This is a genomic window from Bacillus sp. MMSF_3353 (assembly GCF_030733445.1).
Taxonomy (GTDB): domain Bacteria; phylum Bacillota; class Bacilli; order Bacillales; family Bacillaceae_G; genus Bacillus_A; species Bacillus_A wiedmannii.
This window is the reverse complement of the sequence record NZ_JASHJA010000007.1, coordinates 162,523-186,098: the sequence shown is the minus strand read 5'-3', so window position 1 is coordinate 186,098 and position 23,576 is coordinate 162,523. Positions and strand designations below refer to the sequence as shown.

Genomic DNA, 23,576 nt, shown 5'->3' with positions numbered 1-23,576 from the left:
CTTCTTGTATCTATTTACATTTTTCAGTATAGAAAAAATATAGAGGTGAATTCCTTGATTTTTTCTTGAAAAATGTTCATGCACGGTTATTTCAACCAAAATTTTCATGAAAATACCTTTAAAAAGAACGTTAGTTCGTATATAATAAGAACGAATGTTCTTTTTGTTAGGAGTGATAACCTTGTATGATTATTCTCTTTTACCGAATCGTATTATTCTTTGTGTAGATCTTCGTAGCTTTTATGCAAGTGTGTCATGTATTAAAAAAGGACTTGATCCACGATATACGAAATTGGCTGTCGTAGGGGATGTAAACCGGAGTGGATCAATTGTATTAGCAGCAACACCGCCATTAAAAGCGTTAGGAATAAAGAAGATGGCTAGAATGTACGAAATACCGAATCGGTCAGATATTATTATTGTGAATCCGATTATGCATACATATATGAAGTGTTCAACTTACATAACCGGTTTAGCTTTACAGTATGTTGCGCCGGAAGATTTCCATCAATATAGTATTGATGAGTTTTTTATGGACATGACCGCAAGTATTCATTTGTTTGCGAGTAATCCGTACGAGTTTGCATTAAAGTTCAAGCGAGAAATATATGAACGTACACGGATTGAAAGTACGATTGGTATTGGGCCGAATTTATTATTGAGTAAAGTAGCGATGGATGTGGAAGCGAAAAAGAATAAAGATGGAATAGCGTATTGGACGTATGACGATATACCCGAGAAGTTATGGAATATTAGACCACTCAGTAAATTTTGGGGTATATCGTATAAAACGGAAATGAAATTGAACCGAAAAGGTATACATACGATTGGGGATTTAGCGCAGTATCCATTGAAGTATTTAAAACAATCGTTTGGTGTAATAGGAGAAGAATTACACTTGCATAGTAACGGGATTGATTTTAGCAGAATAGCAGAGAAATATGTTCCAGCGACAACATCTATAGCGAAAAGCCAAATATTATTTCGTGATTATTCGATAGAAGAGTTCATCGTTATTTTATTAGAGCATGTAGAAGAAGTTTGTTACAGATTGAGAAGCGAAAAGAAATACGCACAAACGATTCATTTTTCAGTCGGATATAGTAAGGAATATGGAGGAGGAATAAAAAAAGCACATACGTTAAATAGAGCAACAAATTTAACGATGGATATTTACAATGTTTGTACATATTTTTTATACGAGCGGCATACAGGAGAGCCGATTCGATCGATAAGTCTTTCCTTAACAAATTTAATACATGAAGGAGAAGAGCAAATTTCGCTTTTCGATAACATTATACAAAGAGAAAAAGAAATGAGATTAACGAAGGTTATGGACGAAATTCGAACACGATTTGGTAAGAACAGTATATTACGTGGAATTTCCTACACAAGCGTCGCAACAGCAAGATATAGAAACACATTATTAGGAGGGCACAAATCGTGAAGAATGCTAATATGCCAAAAGGAAGAGGCATGGTAAAATGGCAACCGTTTGCTAGTATGCCAGAGCAGTTTATCTGTATTAAAGACATGATACAGGAGCAAACAAAAATCCCGCGTCCAATCTTAACGCAAGATGCAAAAGAAAGGATTGAAAATAAGCTGTTAATTTCATATTTAGGTGAAGAAGAGGTTTTACTTACATATTATAAAGATGGCTATCTATATAAAAATTACATAACAGTAGCTGATATAAATCCATTAAATAAGACGATTACTTGTACCGATGCTTTTCGTAATCAAAGAATGTTTAAGTTTGGTGATGTAATGGAAGTGGACTAAAGTGTAACTGGAATCCATATAAAGGTTTATGGCCAACCATGAATAAATAGTTGGCCATAATGATCTTAAAGATCCATATCTTTTAATCCGGGACTATGCTTATTTGACATTTGTTACTTAATACTTTAATGATTTTTTTACCAATTGATTGCTACCTTAAAATACAATTTTTTTGGAAATAACTATTTTTGATATGAGATGAAAATGGGGGTAATAGCTACTTAGAATTTAATAAAAAATTGTATCTTCAAGGTTTCAAAATGACTTTTATACAATCATCTTCACGATTATTAAAAATTTGATAACCGTAGCTCGCTTCTTCAAGGGGAATTTTGTGTGTAATAATCTCCTTTGGATCGAATTCTTTGTTTGTTATTTTTTCAAATAGTTCTGGCATAAAATGAATAACAGGTGCTTGTCCCATTTTAAGATTAATATTTCTAACCCAAAATGCCCCGAGTGGAAAAGCATTATAATTGCCGCCATAAACACCCGTCATTTGAACCGTTCCGTATTTTCTTACGGCTTTCGTAGCAATTTGAATAGGCCCGAGAGTTCCACCTTGTAATTTCAATTTTTGTTCCAGGAATTCTAGTGGCGATTTCTTCCCATCCATGCCCACACAATCAATGACTACATCGGCACCGCCATGTGTGATTTCCTTTAAATGTTCTCCCATATCAGGAAATTTTGTAAACTCAAATACCTCAACATTGTTAATCTTTTTTGCATAATGTATCCGATAATCTAAGTAATCGACTGCGATTACGCGCTTAGCTCCTTGCATCCAAGCGAATTTTTGTGTCATTAATCCAACAGGGCCACAACCTAGGACGATAACAGTATCACCTGGCTTAACACCTGCGTTTATTACACTCCAATAGGCTGTTGGCAAAACATCGGATAAAAACAGTAGAGATTCATCTTCAAGCTCGCATGATTCTGGTATAACAAATGGAGTGAAATTTCCAAAAGGAACTTTTAAATATTCTGCTTGTCCGCCTGGATGGTTACCAAATTTCTCTGTATAACCAAAGTATCCACCAGAATCATAATGAGGATTGGAGTTATCACATTGGCTTTCCATTTCATGTTGGCAATAAAAACAATGTCCACAAGCAACGTTAAAGGGGATAACAACACGATCTCCTTTTTTTACTTTTGTAACATCTGGCCCAACTTCTTCAACAATGCCCATTGGCTCATGACCGATAATATACCCTTCAGGTAACGGCATGTTCCCTTGATATAAATGTAAATCAGAACCGCAAATAGCGGTTGAAGTAATTTTTACAATAATATCATCTTTTTTCTCTAACTTTGCATCATCCACTTGTTTAACTTGTACTTGGTTTGGTCCTTGATAGGTTACAGCTTTCATCACATATCTCCTTAGGAATCATTTTTCATAATTTATATGTATCTCTTGGCAAAACAGAAATCTTTAGTAAAGAGAAATCTATACATAGTGTTGTTATGAAAGTACGTTATAGCAACTCTTCTTTCTTATATCTTTTGCCCTATTTTAAGAAGAAACTCAATATTTATTCATAATCTAATTCCCACAAAAAGGATAATTATTATTTCATAATTTGTAGCATATTAAAAAAATCGGAGGTGAAACGATATGACAAACAATAATAGTGGAAGTCGTAATGAATTGTTAGTTCGAGGTGCTGAACAGGCTCTTGATCAAATGAAATATGAAATTGCACAAGAGTTTGGTGTACAACTTGGTGCAGATACAACAGCTCGTTCAAACGGATCTGTTGGTGGTGAAATTACAAAACGTTTAGTATCAATGGCTGAACAACAACTTGGTGGTAGAGCTAACCGCTAAGTAAATTGAAATACAATGTAGCAGATATGTAAATCAATTTCTTTTGTATATGTATAAAAATAAAAACCCTTATAGTAAATGGATTCTCACTCAAAGATTATTGATAATCTTCTTTCATAATCTTTGAGTATTTTATTTGTAAACTACTTTCCTAAACAATAAACACGCGGTGTCGGAAAGGTGTTTTCCATGCATAGTAGAAAATCTCTTGCAGGAAAAAGCATACTTAAAAATTTGATTTCAATATTGAAATCAATATTTATTATGATATTTTCGAAAGCGAGGAATTTAAAAATGGGTATATTAAGTGGAAATCCTCAAAATGAACCGTTACATTACGGAGAAGTATTTGATATTTGGAGTTATCTTCTCGCTGCACAAGGTGCACTTGCAAGCCATCAAGTATTTATGAATCACACAGGTGACGAAGATTTGAAGAAGTTTTTAGAAAGCTTAATTGAAAATGATATGAACTCGGAAATAGAAGAGTTAAAAACTCTTTTAAAGGTTAATGGCGTAGCTTTACCTCCTGCTCCTCCAGAACGACCAGTTGCATCTATCGAAGATATTCCTCCAGGAGCGCGTATTAATGATGCTGAAATAGCAGCAGCTGTTGCTACAGGATTAGCAGCTGGACTTGTGACATGTAGTCAAGTGATGGGGAAATGTCTTCGAGAAGATGTAGGGATGCTATTCGGCCAATTTCATATGAAAAAAGCGCAAGCAGGTGTAACTTTGCTGCGTTTAAGTAAGAAAAAAGGGTGGGTAGTTCCACCTCCGTTATATGTAAGAAATTCTGATCAAGCTTAAGAAACAAAAATAAAAAAAGTGGCATTGGCCACTTTTTTATTTTTTAGATGTATCCTCAACTTTGGATTTATTTATTGTAGAAGAATCCATATATTCATCTGACATTTCCATAGCATATTTATCATGATGAATATGATTGTGATTTCTTAATTCATCGTCGTTACGCAGTACTAATCTCTTCATATAAATATGAAAGAAAACCTCTATTCCGCCAATAATTAATGCGGCAATAAATGAAGACAGGCCAATATTACGAGTAGCATCTAAATTCGTAAATAAGGATGTTAGTAGCCAAATGCCGAAGAAGCTTAAGCCGAAATCTGCCATTGTAGCAATCATATTTCCGTATTTAGGTAAAATGAAGAGATCGCCGATTAAATAGGCAGCTCCTGTTAGGAAAAGAGAAATGAGTAATACTCTAGGAATTGAAATGCCTTGAAAGATACCGAGTACCATTAGTAATACTGCAGTTATCACTGTGTATTTAATTAATAAAGCAACAATATGTTTCATCATTTTCCTCTATTGTTTAAACGTATATGGAATAAAATATTTCATAAAAAACGGGTTATGCTATATAGCGTAACCCGTTTTAATCACCCTTTAATGGTAAGAAGTACAACCTGGGTAAAAAGCAGGCTTATACTACGTATAGTATTTGCGGAGTATCAAGTTTTATTCACAAGGTGTAGTTCCATTCTTATAATAGAGATGTTGCCTAAGTACAGTGTTTTTATATTAAACTTAATAACTTTTTCTGTTTTGATTTTGTTTCTTAAATATAAGAAGAAAAAGTATTTTTATGTTTAATGTATCTTTTTGTCTACATATTTTCCATAATTGGGTACAGCGATTTTATCAAATTCTTGAACGAGTGTTTTGAGGCTTGTTGATAGCAATTCACCGGACATTGGTATCCCATGTCCAGTAATAGCGACCAGAGGCTTTACTTCTTCTAATTTAATGACTGATTCTTTAGCGGCTTTCCAGTCTGTTGTTAAATAACGAGGGGGGCCGCTTATTTCCTGTTCCTGAGTAAATACTTTATATAGATATTCCTGTTTCACTGTAACAAAAGCATCCCCAGCAATTAAAGTTCGGTCTTTTTCTCGGAATAATGAAATATGCCCAGGAGTATGCCCTGGTGTATGAATCCATCTAAACTCTGGCATATGTGGAACAGTTCCATCGGTAGGTAGTACTTTTACGCTATTTCCTAAATCAATCGGTTCATTAGGGAACAGGGGAGACATTTTGGCTACCATACCACCTTCAACTGTTGGATCTGGTTCAGGATAGCTTTGTTGTCCAGTCAAGAACGGTATCTCCAGTTGATGGGCATAGACTGGAACATCCCAATACTTAATGAGTTCAATTATTCCTCCAACATGATCAAAATGCCCATGAGTTAAAATAATTGCTTTTGGGCGGCTATTTGTACCAAATCGCTTCTCAGTAACGGAGATAATTTCATTTGCACATTTAGGCATTCCAGCATCAACCAAAACAAAATCATTGGTATGCGGATTTCCAACAAAACATATGTTGACGATTTGAATCGTGTAACAAAATAAATCAGGCAATACTTCAAGGTCATGACCACTTTTAATTGAAGTTGCTGGAATAAACTTGTAATCACTTCCATAATTCATTTCCTTGTTCACCTTTTATCCCCCTTAATATGTTTCAATACGACATTATAGTTCCCTAATTTCTCGAATCCATTTTGGGACATTTGAAAAAAGAATTAGTGGGGGATTACAAAAAAAAATTAAGTCCTAGAATTAAGGTGGAGACATATGAATTTATATAATAGTTTCTACAATTTTTTTGAGGAGGGTGATGAGTTAATAAAATATTCATCTTAATATTTTAATGTGCATTTATATAAAAATTACATAATAGTAGCTGATATAAATCCATTAAATAAGACGATTACTTGTACCGATGCTTTTCATAATCAAAGGATGTTTAAGTTTGGTGATGTAGTTGAAGTGAATTAGAGGGGGGAATATCTCTTCCTAACTTAATTATATCATGTAAATCAAGTTCGAAATAGACTGTTTATTCGTATTTACTACTGCTACAATCAAGAACACATGCATAGTAAGGAGAGATGGTAAATGAGTTCTTTCGTTCTCGATTTTCAGGAAATAGAAAACACGCAGCTTGCACTCGTTGGTGGAAAAGGATTGAATTTAGGGGAGTTATCAAGCGTTCAAGGGATACAAGTGCCAGAAGGATTTTGTGTTACAACGGTAGGATATGAAAAGGCCATCGAGCAAAATGACGAGCTTCAAACTTTGTTGCAGCAGCTAACAAAGTTGAAAATGGAAGAGCGAGCCCAAATTGGTGAAATGAGTAAGAAGATTAGAGAAGTCATTATGGCAGTAGAAATCCCTTCTGAAGTAGTGGAAGCGGTAGCTCAATATCTCTCACGTTTTGGAAACGAACATGCTTATGCCGTGCGTTCTAGTGCTACGGCTGAAGATTTACCGTATGCCTCATTTGCTGGTCAACAAGATACGTATTTAAATATTATCGGTAAAGAAGCGATTTTGCAGCATGTAAGAAAGTGCTGGGCTTCTTTATTTACAGAGCGAGCAGTTATGTACCGCATGCAAAATGATTTTGAACATAATCAAGTTTCTATATGTGTTGTCGTTCAAAAAATGGTTTTCCCTGAGGCTTCGGGAATTTTATTTACTGCTGATCCGGTTACTTCTAACCGAAAGGTAGTATCAATTGATGCCAGTTTTGGACTTGGTGAGGCATTAGTATCAGGACTGGTCTCTGCCGATAATTATAAAGTAAAAGAAGGCGAAATTACCGGAAAGATGATAGCAACTAAAAAATTAGCTATTTATGCTTTAAAAGAGGGCGGAACGGAGACGAAACAGATTGATCCGGCTCAGCAAAAAATTCAAACATTGTCTGAACAACAAATTTTACAACTAGCACAGATTGGAAGACAGATTGAAGCTTATTTTGGTTGTCCGCAAGATATTGAATGGTGTTTAGTGGATGATACATTTTATATTGTCCAAAGTCGTCCCATTACGACTTTATATCCAATTCCTGAAGAAAATGATGGGGGAAATCATGTGTATATATCAGTTGGCCATCAACAAATGATGACCGATGCGATGAAACCGCTTGGGTTATCTTTTTTCCTGTTAACGACTAATGCTCCTATGCGTAAAGCGGGAGGACGGCTGTTTGTGGATGCTACGCAACAATTAGCTTCACCTGCTAGCAGAGATTATTTAATAAACACTTTAGGAAAATCAGATCCACTCGTAAGAGATGCATTAACAACTATAATCGAGCGAGATAATTTTATTACATTGTTGCCGGATGATGAAAAAGAAAAGAGTGTTAGTAAAAGTAAGCAACCTGCAAATTCGCAACCAGAAATCGAAAATGATCCGGCAATCGTTACGAATTTAATACAGAATAGTGAAGCATCAATCGAAGAGTTAAAACGAAACATGCACATGAAATCAGGGGTGGATGTACTTAATTTTATTTTGGAAGACATCCAGCAATTAAAGAAAGTATTATTTAATCCGCAAAGTATTGCTGTCATTATGGCTGGTATGAATGCTTCAACATGGATCAATGAAAAGATGGAGCAATGGCTAGGCGAAAAGAATGCAGCGGACACACTTTCTCAATCCGTACAAAACAATATTACGTCTGAAATGGGTTTAGCATTACTAGACGTTGCTGATGTGATTCGGCCGTACCAAGAAGTTATTACGTATTTACAACGTGTAGAAAACGATAGGTTTTTAGATGAATTAGTTCAATTTAAAGGCGGAGAAAAAGCTCGAGATGCAATTCTAACTTTTCTAAATAAATACGGCATGAGATGCAGCGGCGAAATCGATATTACAAAAACGCGCTGGAGTGAAAAGCCAACTACAATTATCCCGATGATTTTAAATAATATAAGAGACTTTGAAGCGGGTGCTAGTAAACGGAAGTTTGAAGAAGGGCTGCAAGAAGCATTGAAAAAAGAAGAAGATTTAGTAAATCGATTGCAGCACTTGCAAAATGGAAAGCAAAAAGTAGAAGAGATGAAGCGGATGGTTCGTAATATCCGTAAATTTATCGGTTATCGTGAATATCCAAAATACGGTATGATTAATCGTTATTTTATATATAAGCAGGCATTATTGAAAGAAGCTAAGCAACTTGTGCAGACCGGTGTCATTCGTGAGGTCGATGATATATACTATTTAACTTTTGAAGAACTTCACGAAGTTGTTCGCACGAATAAACTAGATTACGCGCTTATTCATAAACAAAAAAATGATTACAAATTATATGAAAAACTCACGCCTCCTCGTATCATGACGTCTGATGGAGAAATCATTACAGGCAAATATAAACGAGAAAACCTCCCAACTGATGCGATTGTAGGTTTGCCTGTTTCTTCAGGAGTGATTGAGGGAAGAGCTCGCGTTATTTTAAACATGGAAGAAGCGAATTTAGAAGAGGGCGATATATTAGTTACTGCTTTTACTGATCCTGGCTGGACACCGTTATTTGTGTCTATAAAAGGGTTAGTCACTGAAGTTGGCGGACTTATGACGCACGGAGCAGTAATTGCACGTGAATACGGATTACCAGCAGTCGTCGGGGTAGAGAATGCTACGAAACGAATAAAAGATGGGCAACGAATTCGGGTACATGGGACTGAAGGGTATATTGAAGTGTTGTAATGAAATAAAAGATCATCCGCTATTATAGTGGATGATCTTTTATTATATAGCTGACTTATTTTTTTAAGCCAGCCGCATAAAAAGGTCCATGAACTGCGATTGTTGATAAAATACGAGCAATTTCCTCAGGTGTTTCTTTTTGCCCGTTATTTAACCATTGCTGAATGACACCTATATGAGCAGATGCCATATATGAAGTTAAGTATTGGCTTGGGACAAGTAAATTCTCCTTATTAATGAGAGCACCATTCGTATCTTCAAATAGTGTTTTCCACATAAAGTCTTTCAGTTTTGTTTGGAAAGATAAATCTCCTTTTGGGCTAAGTACAGCTTTCATAAAATCACTATTTTCATTTAGAAATTCAAGAATAGAAGTGATAAGTATAAACGGCATTGTTGGGGAAGGATTTGACCCAAGATCAGCAATAACTTCAGGCAATCTCTGTTTGGCAATGCTAGAAAACTCATACATAATTTCTTCTTGGCATTTCGTCATTAAATCAAATTTATCTTGATAATGTGCATAGAAAGTACCGCGATTTATGTTTGCTTTCGTTGTAATATCTTTCACTGTAATGGCGTCAAAACCTTTTTCCTCAATTAACTCAACCAATGCGTTTCGTATGGCAGTTTTCGTACGAATAACACGTAAATCTAAATTACTATCGCGCAAAGCATGTCCCTCCTTAATTTTTCTCAACACTTTTCAAGAATGTGTCTTATAACCGACACATTCACGATTTTTGATTATTGTATAAGGTTCAACTCGAACATATAATTCAAAATATAAATAAACAACACGTTGTTGGTTATTATAAATCAAATGATAGGAGGAGAAAAGAAAATGTTTAAAAATAAACTTTTATATGTATCACCAGTTATTGCACTACTTGTTGTTTTTATTTTTTCATTAACGTTATTTCCAACCGTTCAACCACAGCCGAAAAATTTGCCAATCGCAATTGTAAATGAGGATCAAGGAGTAGAAATTCCGAATCAACCGAAGATGAATATGGGGCAAACGATTGTTGATAATATGAAAAAGACATCAAAATCAGAGGAAGAACCTGCGGTGAAGTGGGTAGAAGTGAAAAATAAAGAAGCAGTTCAAAAAGGCTTAAATAATCAAGAATATTACGCAGCATTAGTTATTCCAAAAGAATTTAGCACAAAACAAGCATCATTACGAACACCACAGCCATCTTCGCCAGAGGTAGAAATATTCATAAATCAAGGAATGAATACAGCAGCTTCAACTATGGCGGGGCAAATGTTAAATGTGATCGTTGATAATATGAACAATACTGTTCGTACACAACTATTAGAAGGATTGAAAGCAAAAGGAGCTACATTAACAGCAGACCAAGTTTCAAATGTAATAACACCTATTGCAAAGAAAGTGACAAATGTGAATGAAATCGGCAAAAATAGTGCGAACGGTAACTCGCCGATGTCTTTATTCCAGCCGTTATGGATTGCAAGTTTAGCGAGCGCAGCAATTATTTTTATTGCGATAAGTAAAATGCCAGTAGGTACAAGAAAAGAAAACTTCGTATTAAAACTAAAACAAATCATAACAGGGGCTGTCGCGGCACTTGTAATTGGATTTGGCCTCACATGGATCGCGGATGGTATGGTAGGTTTAAATATTTCGAATTTCACGGATACGGCACTGTTTTTATCAATTACGTCCTTTAGCTTCTTCTTAATGATATCAGCGGTACTTTCATTAGTTGGACTAAAAGGAATTGGTGTATTCGCACTCTTACTTTTCTTTGGGGCACCGTTATTATCGTTAGCACCTGAAATGTTGTCGCCATTTTATCAAGACTGGGTGTACGCATGGTTGCCAATGCGATTTATGATTGAAGGACTTAGAGAAATATTCTTCTTTGGAAAAGGGTTAAGCTGGAGTACACCCCTTACTGTGCTCGTTTGGATTGGCGTAGTAAGTATGGTTATTATTTTAGCGACTGCTTTCAAACGTAGTGTAGTAAAGGGACAAAAAACGGAATTAAACGCATAAAAGCAAAAAACGTTTCACTAGGAGTGAAGCGTTTTTTGCTTTTTATTAACTTATCGGGAAATCAAGAAGGATAGGTTTTTCTATATTTTAAAGGGAATAGAAGAGTTCGGATTTGCAGTTCCTTTTTGTATACATGCTCCTGCTATTTCAAATTGCATAAAATGTTATGTGAAATAATGGAGGGGATACGATGTATAATTCGAATGATTATGATTGGTATAGGCAAAATGATAAGTTGATTCGTGATATTGAGAAAGCAATTAATGGAGAGTTTAGTGCAATAAGTTGCTATGCGAAATTAGCCAACATGGCTCCAAATGCGGCGGAACGAAATCAAATTCTTGAAATTCGTAACGATGAAATAAAGCATTTCCATCATTTTGTACAGATCTATACAAATTTAACTGGTCAGCAGCTAAACCACAAATTACAGAAGAATGTCCAAATACGTACTTACAAGGATTAGAATTCGCAATACAAGATGAACAGAAGACAGTAGATTTTTACTTGGAAATTTCAGATGAAGCATCGGATGCACATATGAAAGAGTTATTGCGCAGAATAGCTGCCGATGAACAAAATCATGCGGTGTGGTTTTTATATTATTTTGTGAAGACGAAGTGAGCATTAAGAATAAATGGCTGATGTGATGAATATATTAGAATTTATTTTAAAGCGCAGTGCAACAATTGCATGAAAAACTTAAATATAAGCATAAAGAAACCGTTTCATAAGTAGTGGGACGGTTTTTTTTCGCGGTGAAATACAAGTTACATAGATATCGACAAAATATGGTAATTGAATTTGGTATATAATGTATGAAATGAAAACGAAAATAAATAAGCTAGGAGCAAATAAATGAAAAGAGGAATTACAGTAGATATTCCAAATGAATATGATAATTTACTTTGGAAAGTGTTAAAGCCGATTGATATTTCTTCATATGATTGGTGGGTAGGTAGTGAGGAGTCATACTTAATAGCACGTGGTGGATTGGATGAGGCATTATTTCCAGAAGAACCAAGTATAGTGGAAGGATCAGATTTGAAAACATTATTTAAAGACAATATATATTATGTTATTTTTGCAGATTTAAAAGCGTATTCAAAAGGAGAGGAAGTAGTAGCTATTGAAACATATGAAGAATTTAAAGAGAGTAAGTGTGAATTAGTTTTACTAGTTGCGGATTGTACATACGTCACAATTTACGCTAAAGATCAAAAAAAGATTAAATTGATGTATGAAAACGCAAGGAATCAAGGTTATTATGTTGAATACGTTACAGATGAAAATGACGGTAGAACGCGATTATCAGTAGGGTAGTCATTTGAAAGGGGAACGGCAATATGGAGAGAAATACAGTTAAAGAATATACAATTCGAACTGCTATTGAAGAGGAAATCGATAGCATAATTACTCTATTAAAAGAAGTAGCAGAGTGGTTACAACATAAAGAAGTGGATCAGTGGCAGTATCTATTAGGTGGAGAAGCTACGGCTGAAATACTAGAAGGGATAAGAGAGAAATATACATATGTGGTTATGAAAGAAGATGAAATTGTCGGTACAGTTACAGTATCTCCTAAACAAAATAAATGGGATGAGCGTATTTTTGGTAAGGAGGAAGTTTCAGATTCTTTATATATTCATAGATTTGCAGTGAAACGAAAGTATAAGGGGAATGGAATCGGAGAGTGGATTTTACAATGGATAGACGAGAATGTGTACTGTGACAAAGAGTTTTTGAAACTAGATTGTGTTGGGCATAATCGTACGTTGAATGATTTTTATAAGAGAAATGGCTTTGAATATGTTGGAAGTACAGAAGGACTTAGTAAGTTTCAAAAGAGAAGGGGGAAAGTGGATGAATCAATTTCCTACTGCTTTAGTTAAAAGGTTGATAGAGGAACAGTTTCCTGAATGGGCACATTTAGAAGTGAGACCTGTAAAGTTTAGTGGGCATGATAATAGAACGTTTCATCTAGGGGATGAGATGAGTGTAAGATTGCCAAGTGATGCGGCATATGCACCACAAGTAGAGAAAGAAAATAAGTGGCTACCTCTATTAAGTAAGGAAATTTCTTTACCAATTTCTACACCAGTTGCGAAAGGTAATCCATCTGAAGCGTATCCATGGCCTTGGTCTATTAATAAGTGGATAGAGGGCGAAACAGTTACGAAACAAAATGTTCGTGACTTAAATGAATTTGCGGCGGACTTAGGAGCATTTTTAGTAGAATTACAATCCATTGATGCGAGTAATGGACCGATAGCTGGAGCGCATAATTTTTACCGAGGCGGGCTTATATCTGTATATGATGAAGAGGCGAGAGGTGCTATCGAAAATAATAAGGACGTTTTTGATGAAACTGTATTAAAGCACCTTTGGGATGTAGCACTTCAGTCAACGTGGAAGTGTAAACCAGTTTGGGTTCATGGAGATGTTGCACCAGGAAATTTACTCGTTAAGGACGGAAAGCTTTGCGCCGTAATTGATTTTGGGATTTTAGGAGTAGGAGATCCTTCTTGTGATGCAGCGATGGCATGGACATTTTTTGATAAAAGTAGCAGAAACGTATTTAAAGGAGTATTGTGCATAGATGAAGAAACGTGGAATAGAGCGAGAGGATGGGCACTTTGGAAGGCGTTAATTACATATGATGCGAATAAGACTAGTAATAAAATAGTGGCAGAAGAATCGTATCGTGTTATTCAAGTTATTGTGGATGATTATGAGAGGTAGTAGAAAAAGCCTATTTTTTTAATAGGCTTTTTCATATGATTAAATATTAGAAATCGAAAGAAGGAATGTAACGTTATTGTACAGAATATTTAGATAATAGGAGGTGTCGAATTTTGAGTGAAATTGAATTAAAAAAGAATGTAATTAAGACAGGGAGTGAGAAGAGGATTATTCTTCGGTTTATACTCGCTAGTCTAGTTGGGGTGTTTATGTTTTTCGTACCAGTTACGATAAATGGTGCTTCGTCCATTATGATTGATCATATCGTATCATGGATCAGGACTTCGGTTCCGAGCGTCGTACCTTATTACGCACTACTCGTTATGATAATGGGTGCAATTTATCCGTTTTATACAAAAAAATGGAATGCATCTATCGTAGACATTTGTTTTTCTAGTTTAAAAGTAGTTGGTGTTGTCTTTGGTGTATTATATTGCTTGAAAGTAGGACCAGCTTGGTTCTTTGCACCAGATGTAGGGCCGTTTTTGTATGAAAAACTAGTAATATCGGTAAGTTTACTCGTGCCAATTGGTTCGGCTTTTTTAGCGTTATTAGTCGGGTACGGATTACTAGAATTTATCGGTACGTTTTGTCGTCCGATTATGAGACCGTTATGGAAAACACCTGGACGATCAGCAATTGATGCGGTTGCATCCTTTGTGGGGAGTTATTCGTTGGCTTTATTAATTACGAATCGCGTGTATAAAGAAGGGAAGTATACGACAAAAGAAGCAGCTATTATCGCTACAGGTTTTTCTACAGTATCCGCAACATTTATGATCATCATCGCAAAAACATTAGACATTATGCATTTATGGAATGTTTATTTTTGGACTACTCTCGTTGTAACATTCATCGTAACTGCTATCACCGTAAGAATTCCACCACTTAGTAGAAAACCAGATACATATGTAACAGAAGAAGGGTTCCCAGAGCCCGTTTATAAAGAGAAAATGCTAGAACGCGCTTGGGAAGATGCGCTAGAAGTATCGAAATCTGCACCGAGTATTATGAAAAATATCGCAGTAAATTTAAAAGACGGATTTATCATGACAATGGGCATTTTACCATCCATTATGTCAGTCGGATTAATTGGTATCGTCTTAGCGAAATTCACGCCAATATTTGATTGGATCAGCTATATTTTCTATCCGTTTACATGGCTATTACAATTACCAGAAGCAGAACTAGCTGCTAAAGCGGCATCCGTTGGTATTGCGGAAATGTTTTTACCTTCTCTTTTAGTTGTAAGTGCACCACTTGTGACAAAGTTTGTCATTGCGGTTGTTTCGGTATCATCTATATTGTTCTTCTCAGCTTCCATTCCTTGTATTTTATCGACAGACATTCCGTTAAAAGTATCGGAACTTATTATTCTCTACGTACAAAGAACGATATTAACATTACTTATTATTACGCCGATTGCTTATTTGTTACTTTAAAGTTTTAAAAAGATAAATCTCTAACAAAAGAAGTCTTCTGTAAAAGGAAGGCTTCTTTTGTTTAAAATCGGGGTATTCCCACATCAATATCATGCTAAGAAAATCAAATATCCTAAAACGTGAAAATATACTATTTTCTGTTTTTGTGATGTTTTTATTTATTTTTTGAATATGACGTCATGCTTCTTAAGAAGATTCCTAGTCCTGCAAAAAAGAAACCTAAGCATAATAAGCTGCCTGGTGTTCCCCAAGTAATTTGATCTAGCATTTTTATCCCCTCCCATTTATCATTATATAGCATTTATTGGGAATTATCAAAATTTTCCTTTTTAAAGGTCAGTGATGAGCTTTCCCGCCTTATACGAGAAGAATATATTTGAAAAGGAATTGTTTTAAATATATTCTATTATTCTTATAAAACGTTTTCTTTTCATATGATATAGTAACAACAAAGGGGGCTTTCAAATGGAAATAATTCACGAAAGAGCAAAGTTACGGATAATAGATAGTGATGATGTCGAAACTTTGTTTTCGATTGTAGAAGGAAATCGGGATATTTGGGCGTATTTAATTTCTAAAATGGATAGTGCGAAAGATATGCAGCAATATGTGCAAAAAGCGATACAGGGTTATGGAAATGGTACTCAAATACCTTTTGTTGTAGTGGATCAACAGACGAATACGATTGTAGGAAGTACACGTTTATATAATATTTCAGTAGAAGATAAAACAGTAGAGTTAGGGCAGACTTGGTATCATCCAAGTGTGCAACGTACGAGTATAAATACAGAGTGTAAGTATATGCTTCTTCACTATGCTTTTGAAAAATTGCATATGCTGAGAGTACAAATTAAGACGGATGCAAGAAATGAAAAAGCACAACGAGCAATTGAACGTTTAGGAGCAGTTAAAGAAGGTGTGCTTAGAAATGAAAGAAAATTACCAAGTGGTCATGTGAGAGATGCAGTTGTGTATAGTATTATTGCAAGCGAATGGCCAATAGTGAAAGCTCGTTTATTGGAAAAATTAGAATTGTATAAAGAAAAGTTATAATTCGTGTTTTGAAAGGTATATTGTTCGTAATACATGAAAAATATACCTTTTTTCTTACAAAATGCTACTTTATTTTAATTACTTTTGTTTCATCGTTCCCTTCTGAGAAAAAATTCGTTACAATGTAGTTGTATGGTAATAAACTTATGAATTTAAAACATGTAATGAAAACCGCAAATAAAAATGAATTGATAATCCTCAATTTTAAATGAAAACCCTTTTATATAAATAACAAGTAAAGTTCCTTCTTTTAAATAAACTCAAACAAAACGATTTGATATAAATGTTTTTTATAGAAGTATGGATGATGTACGGAGGCAATTACAAATGAAAGAAAATAAGAAAAGTAAGAAAAGACGAATCTTTCAAGTATTTTTACTAATGATTTGTTCTGCTATTTTATATGTAAGTTATGCAGCTTACGATATTTGGAGCTATCGTTTTAAAACAGATGATAGTATGAAAACGGATGCTGGTATCGTACTAGGAGCGGCTTCTTGGAATGGAAAACCATCCCCTGTATTTAAAGAAAGAATTAATCATGCGATTTCTTTATATAAGAACGGAAACATTAAAAAGATTATTTTTACGGGTGGTACAAAGTTCGAGGCAGAACTTGAGGAAGCGCGTACTGCAAGAGTATATGCAATGAAACAAGGTGTAAAAGAGGAAGATATTTTAATTGAAACAAAATCCCTTTTCACAGAAGAAAACTTAAAGAATGCGAAGGAAGTTGGAATAGAGAACGGAATACGCACATACACGATTGTAAGTGATCCACTTCATATGAAACGCGCAATGAGAATCGCAAAACATATTAATATTGAAGCGTATGCTTCACCAACGCCGACATCAGCATATAAAACGTTAGACACAGAAATACCATTCTTCTTTAAAGAATTATTCTCGTACATTGGATATGTAACCTCTTTGCCGTTAAAGGTATTGAAGGGAGACTAATATAAGAAAAGAACCTATTTTAAATGGGAACTTTTCTTATTGGTCAAAAACATTGTATTTTTATCGGAATAGTGAAACAATAGAGAGGTAGCTTCATATAATCATAATGAAAAAGTGAGCGGTTGATGAATCGAACATAAAGGAGATTATAGTATGGCACTCTCATTTGTTGAAACAGAAGAACAATCTTTCATTATTGAACAAATAAATAAATTGATTCCGAAGTTCATGGAAAGAGAGCATCAACTAAGTGAATTAGGATCATTTCCGTATGAAAATATAAGTGATTTGAAAGATATCGGATATACGAAATTAACGTTACCGAAGGAATTTGGTGGTAGTGCGATTTCTTTATATGACTTTGTTTTATTTCAAGAGAAAATCGCGGAAGGCTGCGGAGCTACTGCGTTATCGATTGGCTGGCATATTGGCATTGTGAAAGAGCTAGCGGAAAATCACTCTTGGAATGATGAGATGTTCAAATGGTTTTGCGAAGAAGTACGTAACGGTGCACTCTTTAATCGGGCAGCAACAGAACCAAAAACAGGGAGTCCGACGCGTGGTGGTAAGCCAGAAACAATAGCGGTTCAACAAGGTGAGAAGTGGATTATAAATGGAAGAAAAACTTTTACAACGATGGCGCCAATACTTGATTATTTTATTATTTCAGCGAGTATTGAAGGTCGAGAAGAAGTTGGAGAGTTTGTCATTCCGAGAAATACGCTCGGTGTATCCATTGAAGAAACGTGGGATAGCGTTGCGATGCGAGGGACTGCTAGTCATGACCTTGTCTTACAAAATGTAGAGATAGAAAATCGCTTTTTTACAGATGTAAAGGGCGGGAAAGTGAAACAAAAGGGTATTGGCTGGTTGCTACATATACCAGCATGTTATTTAGGAATTGCACAATCAGCAAGAAATTATGCAGTTCAGTTTGCGGGATCATACAAGCCAAATAGTTTAAATCATTCTATTAGTTTATTGCCGAATGTTAGAAGATTAGTTGGAGAATTAGAACTTGAGCTTATGCAAGCTCGCGTCTTTTTATATCAAATTGCGAAAAAGTACGATGAGGCAGAGGATAAACTATCATTGCAAGCCGAACTAGCAGCAGTGAAATATGCTGTAACAAATGCGGCAATATCTATTGTAGATAAAGCAATGCGCATCGTAGGAGCAAAAAGTTTATCAGAAAAAAATCCGCTTCATCGTTACTATTTAAACGTCAGAGCAGGATTGCACAATCCGCCGATGGATGATGCAACACTATCTATGCTGGCGGATGCGGCGTTTCGGTCGTAGTAATTTTAAACTTGTATTTTATTGTTTATGAGTAATATAGTTGTTTTGAAAGCACGTGTTTGAGTAGTAATCAAACACGTGCTTTTTATGTGTACGACGTACCAAATTGAGATGTAGATTTTTAGTATAAATGGTTATCATGATTTTGTAAGTGTTCCTTGATGGAAAAACATTTGCCATTTTCCATCTATCAGTTTCCAAATGGAACTTCGCAAAGTATTCTGCATTCTAGTTTCATCTCTTACAAGATATGTCGCCAACACAGTATCCTTCGATAAAGGGTATATTTCAAAATTAGAAAGAGTCATTTCTCTCACACTAAGTCCGTCTCCACCAACAGAATCCTTCTTATACCAAACGTTTCCCGAACTTCCAAACTCAAAAAAGTCGTCTGCAAGTAATTTGTCCAGTTCTGCTGGATTTGTACGAGTTTTAGGTTCTAATAGTTTTTCCTCCAGTTCACATAAATGCTTTTTTAATTCAGAGTGCTTTTTCACGTGATCATCCCCATATATTAATTATCGTACAACAACTAAATTGCTCTTTTTAACTAACGGGAAGAATTTTGACTAGTTAGATAATTGGTTGCGTATTATTATAATGCCAGTTTGAAATCTTTGTAAACATTTGTTATATTTAATCCCAAATTAAAGGTCTTTCCAAGTTTATCATTCGTAAATATTGTAAAAATTGACCAGCATGGACCGCATCATGATAGGCAATTCGTAATAGCATGTCGCCTAAATATCTTTGATAGCCAACATCGCTTCGATCAATAAGGGTTGAATCTAGCTCAGCTATGCTTATGGATTGAACATACTCTATGAAGTCAGTAAAGTACGATTGTGCCAATTCAATTTCTTTTTTTACACAAGTAATTGGCTCGTCATCATACGGGAAATGTATATCATTTATTGAGCCGTTGTTTTTTAAAATCATATGATAATAAAAAGTTGAGCTCCATACATGACGAATCATCTCACCAAAGGACATAGCTTCATGATCAGGCTTCCAATTAAGAAAATTATCGGGAAGAGAATTCCATAATGTTTCTGAGCGCCTTCTCGTTTCTTTCAAATTTAATATACTAAGATCAATTGCATTCATAATACATTCTCCTTTACTATTAAACTTAAAATAATTGTATCAGTTTAATAGTTAGGGTATCATCGAAATATGAATGTATATCCGAATATCTCATATATAGCTAAACTAATTGCTGAACCTACAAGAGCAATTATCTTAGATTGTCTAATGAATAATCAGGCACTACCTGCTAGCGAATTGGCTTATATGGCAAAGGTGTCACATCCAACGATTAGTTCCCATCTTTCTAAATTAGTAGAGGGGAATCTACTTACAGTTGAACAACATGGTAGACATCGTTACTATCGACTTGCTAATCAAGAGGTAGCAGAAGTCCTTGAAAAGTTAGGAACAATTGCACCATCAGTCCAAGTTCGGTCTTTAAAACAATCGGATCAATTAAAACAAATTCGTTATGCTCGAACTTGCTATGATCATCTTGCAGGCAGACTCGGTGTAGAGATAACTGAAAAATTACTACATAGGGAATTTATAATTTTAAAGGAAGGAGAATACATTGTAACGGAACAAGGTAAGCAATGGTTTCTGAATTTTGGAATAAATATTGAAACGGCAGATATAAAGAGAAGGGTATTTGCAAAACCTTGTCTTGATTGGAGTGAACGACGCTACCATATTTCTGGTTGGTTAGGATCTGCGATAGCAAAACTATTTTTTGAACAGGAATGGATTACAAAAACGGATAAGAATAGAGCCGTCCATCTTACAAAAAAAGGTATGAAGTTATTGAAAGACCAATTAGGCATTGACATGGAAAATAAAAAAGTCCATCAAAATGCAGTGCCTCCTATCGAGTAAACAGTATTAAATAACCTGAGTTCTATATTTATATAGACTCAGGTTATTTGATTTGTTTTAAAATCTTTGATGATATTTGCATATGGCAACTTTAACCTCATTTGCTTTATGGAAAGAGGTTAAATGAAAACATAGTAGTTTGAGGCAGTTCTATTAAATTATTAATCATATTCATTGAAAATTAAGCGTAAGAATATAGTAAATGAAGGGAGATATAAAATGAATAAAATTAAACTGAAAGTATTAAATGTAAGATATGTAGTGATATGTATTTTATTCACTATTATATGTATCCTCACTTCATTCTTCATTTCTAGTAATTCCAGCGTATTTAAATCATTTTATATGAATCAGTTGTTAGGAACGAATTCTACTAAAGGTCTTATGTATATGATAGGAAGTGAAAATCGTTATTTTGCAGAAGAATTTCATAAAGAAAAAGGACGAGCGTCTTTGGAATCTTTTTTACTGTCACTTTCTACAAACATTAATGTAAATGATCTCCGAAGTTTATTAACTAGAGAACTTCCTAATATGAATCAATTTTATTCGGAAATATTAATTGCTGGGGAAGGAACAGATTATACGAACATTCCTGAAGAATCCAGTATTCCTTTAGATAACATTAAAGATAAAGGTACTGCTATTAAACACCCAAAGAGTGGGAAAGAAAACAATTCTACTGGTGAAAATTCAAATACACAAAATAACGGTGAAAATAAAGTTTTTATTTATCATACACATAGTTGGGAAGCGTTTATTCCTCTCATTCCAGGTGCTACGATACCCGATGATGCTTCCAGTACAAATAATGAAGTGAATATTACGTTTGTTGGAAACTATTTAAAACAAAAGTTAGAAGAAAAAGGAATAGCTGTTTCACATGATACGACAAATATGAGGGATTTTCTGCGAAATAAAAATTTAAATTGGGCCCAATCTTACAAAGGATCCCGTCAAATATTACAAGATAAATTAGCACAAGATAAAAATATTATGTTTCCAATGGACCTTCATAGAGACGATGCACGAAAAAATATTACAACAAAAAATATTAACGGAAAGAATTATGCTCGGCTTTATTTTATTTTAGGACGAGAAAATCCTAACTATGAAAAAAATAAAAAAATAGTAACGGCAATAAATTCATATTTAGATGAGAAGTATTACGGTTTAAGCCGAGGGATTTTTATTAAAGATCGTAAAAGCGGTAACGGAGTATATAATCAAGACCTTTCTCCAAATGCATTACTTATTGAAATGGGAGGGGTAGATAATACACCAGAAGAATTGTATGCGTCAGTTGACGCATTAGTAGAGGCATTTAGCCACTATTATAATGAAGTAACTAAGAAAAATAACTAAATGTATAGGGGAAACCTAGTATTTTTGTAAAATAAAAAGGAGTGACACCTAGTCAGAAGTTCTAGGGGTTACTCCTTTTTTAGTAGAATATAATATTAACAACGAAGGCAATCAATAAAAAAAATCTTTCTTTTTATTCTTCTTTTTACAGTTTTATAGGAGAATGCTATGTTTCTTATTTCAGCTACTGTATAATAAGAAAAAAGCACGAAAAGAGGTCATCTCATGCTAGAGGTTATTGCAACATGTTTAGAAGATGTGAAACGAATTGAACGAGCTGGCGGGAAGCGAATTGAATTAATTACATCTTATACAGAAGGCGGTTTAACGCCGAGTTATGCATTTATTAAAAAAGCGGTAGAAGCAGTACATATACCGATTCACGTTATGATTCGTCCGCATGCGAAGTCTTTTACATATACGGAAGAAGAAATTGAAATGATGAAGGAAGATATTATCATTGCGCAGAAGTTAGGTGCAGCTGGTGTTGTATTAGGTGTATTAAACGAACGAAATGAAGTGGATGAAGAGAAATTAGCGAATTTACTATCTGTTGTAGATGGAATAAATGTAACGTATCACCGAGCGATAGATGATATAGAGAATCCAGTAGAAGCGATGAAAACTTTAAAGAAGTTTCATAAAGTGACTCACGTTTTAACTTCAGGTGGACAAGGAAATATAGTAGAGAATATTCCGGTGCTTGCAGAAATGCAAAAGGTAAGCGGTGGTCAAATTCAGCTTGTAGTTGGAGCTGGTGTGACAAAAGAAAATATAAAGCAATTGCTAGATGAAACTGGAATTTCGCAAGCTCATGTCGGTACAGCGGTTAGAGAAGGGAAATCATGTTTTTCTGAAATTGATCCTAATTTAGTACAAGAATTAGTTCAAATCATACAATAAACAGTTAAGAAAGAGGAGAAACGATGAAGGAAAATACGAAGAAAGAATTATTCTCATGGGCTAAAACGATAGGATTTACTCTTGTATTAATTGCTATTATTCGCGGTGTTTTATTTACACCTTCATTAGTACAAGGTGAATCGATGATGCCTACTTTAGAAAATAACGAACGAGTTCTTGTGAATAAGATTGGTTATAGTATAAGTGGATTAGATCGCTTTGATATTATCGTCTTCCACGGAAAAGAAGGATACGATTTAGTAAAACGAGTGATTGGTTTACCAGGCGATACAGTGGAGTATAAAAACGATGTTTTATATGTAAACGGAACAGCGATGGAAGAACCATATTTAAAAGAGTTTAAAGAAAAAGCAGCAGGCCGTGTATTAACTCCAGACTTTACGTTAGAACAAATCACTGGAAAAACGAAAGTGCCAGAAGGCCAAGTGTTTGTTTTAGGAGATAATCGTGAAGTTTCGAAAGACGGTCGAATGTTCGGATTTATTTCAGAAGATGAAATTGTCGGAAAAGGCCAAGCTGTTTTCTGGCCGTTGAAACAAGTAAGAGCGCTATAAAGAAGTATGAAATATAATACCCTATAGAATAGACACCCGAAAAAAATCTATTTTATAGGGTGTTTTTTGTATAATAAATCAATTGAAAATAAAAGACTATTAAGAAGCAAGCAAGAAAAGGTTTGTCTCCTTGATCAT

The 23,576-nt window shown here is 34.7% G+C and carries 23 protein-coding genes and 2 pseudogenes; 19 read left to right on the top strand and 6 right to left on the bottom strand.

Annotated features, from left to right (window positions below; translation table 11 throughout):
* Window positions 1–181: 181 nt before the first annotated feature.
* Both RBB48_RS17675 and RBB48_RS17670 read left to right on the top strand, forming a co-directional pair.
* On the top strand, window positions 182–1,447 hold the full coding sequence (locus tag RBB48_RS17675) for a Y-family DNA polymerase (RefSeq protein WP_088063897.1): 1,266 nt from the start codon (window positions 182–184) through the stop codon (window positions 1,445–1,447).
* Complete coding sequence (locus RBB48_RS17670; RefSeq protein WP_088122525.1) at window positions 1,444–1,785, top strand: YolD-like family protein; 342 nt, start codon at window positions 1,444–1,446, stop codon at window positions 1,783–1,785. Before RBB48_RS17675 ends, RBB48_RS17670 begins: the two co-directional genes overlap by 4 nt.
* Before the next feature lie 247 nt (window positions 1,786–2,032).
* On the opposite strand, the gene RBB48_RS17665 is transcribed toward RBB48_RS17670, so the two are convergent.
* The gene (locus RBB48_RS17665) at window positions 2,033–3,166 is read right to left on the bottom strand and encodes a zinc-dependent alcohol dehydrogenase (RefSeq protein WP_088610457.1); all 1,134 of its coding nucleotides are present in this window, start codon (window positions 3,164–3,166) and stop codon (window positions 2,033–2,035) included.
* A gap of 246 nt (window positions 3,167–3,412) precedes the next feature.
* Between RBB48_RS17665 and sasP the strand changes: the two genes are divergently transcribed.
* Window positions 3,413–3,625, top strand: a complete 213-nt coding sequence (gene sasP / locus RBB48_RS17660; protein ID WP_306007912.1) for a small acid-soluble spore protein, SasP family — start codon at window positions 3,413–3,415, stop codon at window positions 3,623–3,625.
* 294 nt (window positions 3,626–3,919) lie between these two features.
* Window positions 3,920–4,435, top strand: a complete 516-nt coding sequence (locus RBB48_RS17655; RefSeq protein ID WP_306007911.1) for a DUF3231 family protein — start codon at window positions 3,920–3,922, stop codon at window positions 4,433–4,435.
* Between the two features lie 36 nt (window positions 4,436–4,471).
* Here RBB48_RS17655 and RBB48_RS17650 read toward each other — a convergent pair whose 3' ends face one another.
* Together RBB48_RS17650 and RBB48_RS17645 are read right to left on the bottom strand one after the other, a co-directional pair.
* Window positions 4,472–4,948 (bottom strand): YndM family protein, encoded by a 477-nt coding sequence (locus RBB48_RS17650; protein WP_306007910.1) that lies wholly within the window; start codon window positions 4,946–4,948, stop codon window positions 4,472–4,474.
* A gap of 293 nt (window positions 4,949–5,241) precedes the next feature.
* On the bottom strand, window positions 5,242–6,099 hold the full coding sequence (locus RBB48_RS17645; RefSeq protein WP_306007909.1) for an MBL fold metallo-hydrolase: 858 nt from the start codon (window positions 6,097–6,099) through the stop codon (window positions 5,242–5,244).
* Window positions 6,100–6,303: 204 nt separating this feature from the next.
* On the opposite strand from RBB48_RS17645, the pseudogene RBB48_RS31860 reads away from it, so the two are divergent.
* Both RBB48_RS31860 and ppsA read left to right on the top strand, forming a co-directional pair.
* Window positions 6,304–6,438: pseudogene (locus RBB48_RS31860) on the top strand (YolD-like family protein); the annotation flags it as partial.
* 120 nt (window positions 6,439–6,558) lie between these two features.
* Window positions 6,559–9,165, top strand: coding sequence for a phosphoenolpyruvate synthase (gene ppsA, locus RBB48_RS17640; RefSeq protein WP_193672559.1), 2,607 nt, complete (start codon window positions 6,559–6,561; stop codon window positions 9,163–9,165).
* Window positions 9,166–9,220: 55 nt separating this feature from the next.
* Here ppsA and RBB48_RS17635 read toward each other — a convergent pair whose 3' ends face one another.
* Window positions 9,221–9,838 (bottom strand): TetR/AcrR family transcriptional regulator, encoded by a 618-nt coding sequence (locus RBB48_RS17635; RefSeq protein WP_088063894.1) that lies wholly within the window; start codon window positions 9,836–9,838, stop codon window positions 9,221–9,223.
* Window positions 9,839–9,970: 132 nt separating this feature from the next.
* Here RBB48_RS17635 and RBB48_RS17630 point away from each other — a divergent pair, with 132 nt between their 5' ends.
* From RBB48_RS17630 to RBB48_RS17590, 9 genes and pseudogenes are all read left to right on the top strand, one after another.
* Window positions 9,971–11,191, top strand: a complete 1,221-nt coding sequence (locus RBB48_RS17630) for a YhgE/Pip domain-containing protein (protein ID WP_306007924.1) — start codon at window positions 9,971–9,973, stop codon at window positions 11,189–11,191.
* Between the two features lie 190 nt (window positions 11,192–11,381).
* A pseudogene (locus RBB48_RS17625) lies at window positions 11,382–11,815 on the top strand (ferritin-like domain-containing protein).
* A 234-nt stretch (window positions 11,816–12,049) separates the two neighbouring features.
* On the top strand, window positions 12,050–12,514 hold the full coding sequence (locus tag RBB48_RS17620) for a DUF2691 family protein (protein ID WP_306007908.1): 465 nt from the start codon (window positions 12,050–12,052) through the stop codon (window positions 12,512–12,514).
* A 23-nt stretch (window positions 12,515–12,537) separates the two neighbouring features.
* Entirely contained in the window at window positions 12,538–13,083 is a 546-nt protein-coding gene (locus RBB48_RS17615; RefSeq protein WP_306007907.1) for a GNAT family N-acetyltransferase, read from the top strand.
* Complete coding sequence (locus tag RBB48_RS17610; protein WP_306007906.1) at window positions 13,055–13,933, top strand: aminoglycoside phosphotransferase family protein; 879 nt, start codon at window positions 13,055–13,057, stop codon at window positions 13,931–13,933. The genes RBB48_RS17615 and RBB48_RS17610 overlap by 29 nt, the downstream gene beginning before the upstream one ends.
* Window positions 13,934–14,046: 113 nt before the next feature.
* Window positions 14,047–15,375 carry a YjiH family protein gene (locus tag RBB48_RS17605; protein WP_306007905.1) on the top strand — a complete coding sequence of 443 codons (1,329 nt, stop codon included), beginning with the start codon at window positions 14,047–14,049 and terminating at the stop codon, window positions 15,373–15,375.
* A gap of 465 nt (window positions 15,376–15,840) precedes the next feature.
* Window positions 15,841–16,428 (top strand): GNAT family N-acetyltransferase, encoded by a 588-nt coding sequence (locus RBB48_RS17600; RefSeq protein WP_306007904.1) that lies wholly within the window; start codon window positions 15,841–15,843, stop codon window positions 16,426–16,428.
* A 327-nt stretch (window positions 16,429–16,755) separates the two neighbouring features.
* A complete protein-coding gene (locus RBB48_RS17595) occupies window positions 16,756–17,388 on the top strand; it encodes a YdcF family protein (protein ID WP_306007903.1) in 633 nt (210 codons plus the stop codon).
* A 153-nt stretch (window positions 17,389–17,541) separates the two neighbouring features.
* Window positions 17,542–18,690 carry an acyl-CoA dehydrogenase family protein gene (locus tag RBB48_RS17590; protein WP_088063886.1) on the top strand — a complete coding sequence of 383 codons (1,149 nt, stop codon included), beginning with the start codon at window positions 17,542–17,544 and terminating at the stop codon, window positions 18,688–18,690.
* 137 nt (window positions 18,691–18,827) lie between these two features.
* Here the strand turns inward: RBB48_RS17590 and RBB48_RS17585 are convergent, their stop codons facing one another.
* The gene (locus tag RBB48_RS17585; RefSeq protein WP_000716630.1) at window positions 18,828–19,187 is read right to left on the bottom strand and encodes a nuclear transport factor 2 family protein; all 360 of its coding nucleotides are present in this window, start codon (window positions 19,185–19,187) and stop codon (window positions 18,828–18,830) included.
* A 139-nt stretch (window positions 19,188–19,326) separates the two neighbouring features.
* Window positions 19,327–19,797, bottom strand: a complete 471-nt coding sequence (locus RBB48_RS17580) for a DinB family protein (RefSeq protein WP_088063885.1) — start codon at window positions 19,795–19,797, stop codon at window positions 19,327–19,329.
* A gap of 69 nt (window positions 19,798–19,866) precedes the next feature.
* Here RBB48_RS17580 and RBB48_RS17575 point away from each other — a divergent pair, with 69 nt between their 5' ends.
* The 4 genes from RBB48_RS17575 to lepB all read left to right on the top strand — a co-directional run bounded on the left by RBB48_RS17575 (window position 19,867) and on the right by lepB (window position 23,438).
* Entirely contained in the window at window positions 19,867–20,595 is a 729-nt protein-coding gene (locus RBB48_RS17575) for an ArsR/SmtB family transcription factor (protein WP_088063884.1), read from the top strand.
* Between the two features lie 219 nt (window positions 20,596–20,814).
* On the top strand, window positions 20,815–21,960 hold the full coding sequence (locus tag RBB48_RS17570; RefSeq protein WP_088063883.1) for a stage II sporulation protein P: 1,146 nt from the start codon (window positions 20,815–20,817) through the stop codon (window positions 21,958–21,960).
* Between the two features lie 225 nt (window positions 21,961–22,185).
* Window positions 22,186–22,863: a copper homeostasis protein CutC gene (locus tag RBB48_RS17565; protein WP_060487274.1), complete on the top strand. Its 678-nt coding sequence runs from the start codon at window positions 22,186–22,188 to the stop codon at window positions 22,861–22,863.
* 23 nt (window positions 22,864–22,886) lie between these two features.
* Window positions 22,887–23,438, top strand: a complete 552-nt coding sequence (lepB, locus tag RBB48_RS17560) for a signal peptidase I (protein ID WP_088063882.1) — start codon at window positions 22,887–22,889, stop codon at window positions 23,436–23,438.
* Window positions 23,439–23,576: the final 138 nt, after the last annotated feature.

Bases quoted from the DNA above. Each gene is read 5' to 3' on its own strand.
- RBB48_RS17595 (WP_306007903.1), top strand. From the start codon at position 16,756: ATGAAAGAAAATAAGAAAAGTAAGAAAAGACGAATCTTTCAAGTATTT.
- RBB48_RS17570 (WP_088063883.1), top strand. From the start codon at position 20,815: ATGAATAAAATTAAACTGAAAGTATTAAATGTAAGATATGTAGTGATA.
- RBB48_RS17650 (WP_306007910.1), bottom strand. From the start codon at position 4,948: ATGAAACATATTGTTGCTTTATTAATTAAATACACAGTGATAACTGCA.
- RBB48_RS17600 (WP_306007904.1), top strand. From the start codon at position 15,841: ATGGAAATAATTCACGAAAGAGCAAAGTTACGGATAATAGATAGTGAT.
- ppsA (WP_193672559.1), top strand. From the start codon at position 6,559: ATGAGTTCTTTCGTTCTCGATTTTCAGGAAATAGAAAACACGCAGCTT.
- RBB48_RS17665 (WP_088610457.1), bottom strand. From the start codon at position 3,166: ATGAAAGCTGTAACCTATCAAGGACCAAACCAAGTACAAGTTAAACAA.
- RBB48_RS17655 (WP_306007911.1), top strand. From the start codon at position 3,920: ATGGGTATATTAAGTGGAAATCCTCAAAATGAACCGTTACATTACGGA.
- RBB48_RS17565 (WP_060487274.1), top strand. From the start codon at position 22,186: ATGCTAGAGGTTATTGCAACATGTTTAGAAGATGTGAAACGAATTGAA.
- RBB48_RS17610 (WP_306007906.1), top strand. From the start codon at position 13,055: ATGAATCAATTTCCTACTGCTTTAGTTAAAAGGTTGATAGAGGAACAG.
- RBB48_RS17620 (WP_306007908.1), top strand. From the start codon at position 12,050: ATGAAAAGAGGAATTACAGTAGATATTCCAAATGAATATGATAATTTA.
- RBB48_RS17615 (WP_306007907.1), top strand. From the start codon at position 12,538: ATGGAGAGAAATACAGTTAAAGAATATACAATTCGAACTGCTATTGAA.
- sasP (WP_306007912.1), top strand. From the start codon at position 3,413: ATGACAAACAATAATAGTGGAAGTCGTAATGAATTGTTAGTTCGAGGT.
- RBB48_RS17580 (WP_088063885.1), bottom strand. From the start codon at position 19,797: ATGAATGCAATTGATCTTAGTATATTAAATTTGAAAGAAACGAGAAGG.
- RBB48_RS17590 (WP_088063886.1), top strand. From the start codon at position 17,542: ATGGCACTCTCATTTGTTGAAACAGAAGAACAATCTTTCATTATTGAA.
- lepB (WP_088063882.1), top strand. From the start codon at position 22,887: ATGAAGGAAAATACGAAGAAAGAATTATTCTCATGGGCTAAAACGATA.
- RBB48_RS17575 (WP_088063884.1), top strand. From the start codon at position 19,867: ATGAATGTATATCCGAATATCTCATATATAGCTAAACTAATTGCTGAA.